The organism is Streptomyces sp. NRRL B-24085 (assembly GCF_001282115.1).
Classification (GTDB): Bacteria; Actinomycetota; Actinomycetes; order Streptomycetales; family Streptomycetaceae; genus Streptomyces.
The window spans coordinates 1-2,464 of sequence record NZ_LJBR01000497.1 but is presented as its reverse complement, the minus strand read 5'-3'; the positions used below and the strand labels follow the sequence as shown (position 1 = coordinate 2,464).

Below are 2,464 nucleotides of genomic sequence, written 5' to 3'. Positions count from 1 at the left end.
CACCCACATCGCCCCTTTTGTCGGTTTTTCCTACCGTGAGGGCATGACCGCGCCGATACCGAGGGACCTCCCGGACCTCCCCGCCCTCCCGGGCGTGCCAGCCTTCCTGCCCTCGCCCGTCCCCGCCACGGCGGTGGTGGCCCCCGTACGCCACCCCGTGGCCGCCGCCTACCGCGTGCTGGTGGCGCTGGTGGCCGCGGGAACCGTGACCGTCGAACTGCTCCTGAGCAGCGCGGTCCGCACCCTGAGCCATTTCTCGGTCCAGAGCACGATCCTGCTGGCGCTGGTGCTCCTGCTGTCGGCCCGCAGGGCGTGGACCGCCCGCCGCCCCCTGCCGTCCGCCCTGACGGGCGCGGCACTCCTCTACGTCGTGATCACGGCCCTGGTGCACCACGTGCTGCTGGCGAACGCGGCGAGCCCCTTCCTTTTGACGGGCGAGGCGGCGCACCCGACTGGCTGGCACGCGGTGACCGCCCACCTCCTGCACACGGCGATCCCCGCGGCGGCCCTGGCGGACTGGCTCCTGCTGACACCCCCCGGCCGCCTGCACCTGCGCCAGGCGGCCACGTGGCTCCTGTACCCCCTGGCCTACCTGCTGTTCTCCTTCACCCGAGGCGAACTGATCCCGCCGGGCACACCGGGCCGCTACCTCTACTCTTTCCTGGACGTCGACCTCCACGGCTACAAGAACGTCCTCGGAAACGCCCTCCTCCTCGGCCTCTCCTTCTACGCCCTCGCGATCCTCCTGGTCGCCCTCGACCACGCCCGCCCGAACCCCACCCGCCACCGCTCCAAAACCGGATTTCGTCTCCAGCCACCGGTGGGCTAAAGTAAACGACGTCGCCGCGACGAGCAGCGACGATCGGGGTGTAGCGCAGCTTGGCAGCGCGCTTCGTTCGGGACGAAGAGGTCGTGGGTTCAAATCCCGCCACCCCGACAGCCGAAACACCAGGTGAGGCACCTAGGAACGTTCCTAGGTGCCTCACCTGTTTCCGCGTGCGTGTCTATCTGCGTGACCAGCGCTCCGGGCCCCCGCGTGAAGATGCCGTCCATGACCACGCCGCCGGTCTGGATCACGGGCCCGGTGGGTTGTGCCCGGTCACGAGCGGGGATTCAAGTCGGACGTTGCCCGTGATGCGTTTTCCAGCACTGGACGCTCTCTTGCGATGCAAAAGGTCATTCCCTCACTCTGGCGCTGGGGCAGGTCGCGCAGTCTGGGGGGCGCATGGGAATGGCACTGGCAGGACTCCTCGGACCGATAGTCGGTGGGGTCGCCGTGGCACTCACGACCTACTGGACAACGCGGCCCAAGGCGCGAGCGGAAGCGCGAAAGCTTGAAGCCGAAGCAGATCGGACCCGTGCCGAGACGACCAAGATTCTCTCAGAGGTCGAGGGGCGCCGGCCATCTGTCGCTCCTCAAGACACCACCCCGAAGGGGTGGGATGTCTCGGGATCGGTGCCTGAGGACTACGAGGTCGGCTTGGACTTCGAGGTGTTCTCCGTAGGTCGGGCCAGCGCCTTCATCCGCTCCCGCCATGAGAATCCCGCAAGCTACGCATCGCTGGTTCAGTCGATCAAGGCGGATGACTATCAAGGCACACGCCTCCAGATGACCGCTCAGGTGAAGGCACGAAACGTCGTCGGGTGGGCCGGTATCTGGATGCGAGTCGACGACGCCCACGAAAGGACAATTGCCTTCGACAACATGAGCAGCCCCGACCGTCGGATCGCCGGGACGGTGGGCTGGCGTGGATACAGCGTCACGCTGGATATCCCTCCGAACGGGGCCTACATCAGCTTCGGCGCAGTCCTGCAGCGAACGGGGCAGATCTGGGTGGACGACGTTCGTCTTGATGTCGTTGACGACTCTGTGCCAGTGACCGACATCGTTTCGAACCTCCCCCGCCGTCCCGTCAATCTGGACTTCGAAAACGGGACCCACTGACTGCAGAGAGAACGGCTCGAAGGGTGGAGGAGTGCCGGATAGGGTGCCGCCGACTGGCACCGCACGGGGCGGAACCTGTCAGGAGGGGGATGGTGCGTTGCTGGTGGAGACCGAGAAGCAGCGGTGGCCGTTCGTGCCTCTTGTCAGCGTAGGACCGCTGCCGTTCGGAATGAGTCGCGACCAAGTCGTTGATCAGGTTGCGGTCACACTAGGCGCCTGCCCGAACGCCGAAGCGCCAGGCGACTGGATCACGTTCAGTGACCCGAACTCCTTCGCACGGCCATTGACGACGTACTTTTCAGCGGCCGGGGGCCTCGCCTGTGTCGCCGTTGACGCACGCCATGGTCCACAGATCACGTTGGGACATCTGAACTTGGTGGGGCAAGTCCCTTCCAATGAACCGCCGCCTCGACGCGGTGGATTGCGCCGGCACGGCAGGCGTCGTCGCCTTGATTGGGGGCGCACGAGCGCGGTTCAGGGGCCTGGCTCGGTGGGGATCGGGTCCCCGGAGGGCGGGTG

2 protein-coding genes and 1 tRNA gene are annotated in these 2,464 nt (G+C 66.6%); all 3 read left to right on the top strand.

Annotation, left to right across the window (positions count from 1 at the left end):
- Window positions 1–43: 43 nt before the first annotated feature.
- The 3 genes from AOJ26_RS37745 to AOJ26_RS37735 all read left to right on the top strand — a co-directional run bounded on the left by AOJ26_RS37745 (window position 44) and on the right by AOJ26_RS37735 (window position 1,945).
- Window positions 44–829, top strand: coding sequence for a Pr6Pr family membrane protein (locus AOJ26_RS37745; protein WP_053852864.1), 786 nt, complete (start codon window positions 44–46; stop codon window positions 827–829).
- Between the two features lie 34 nt (window positions 830–863).
- A tRNA-Pro gene (locus AOJ26_RS37740) sits at window positions 864–937 on the top strand.
- A 288-nt stretch (window positions 938–1,225) separates the two neighbouring features.
- Window positions 1,226–1,945, top strand: coding sequence for a hypothetical protein (locus AOJ26_RS37735; RefSeq protein ID WP_143663655.1), 720 nt, complete (start codon window positions 1,226–1,228; stop codon window positions 1,943–1,945).
- Window positions 1,946–2,464 lie beyond the last annotated feature (519 nt).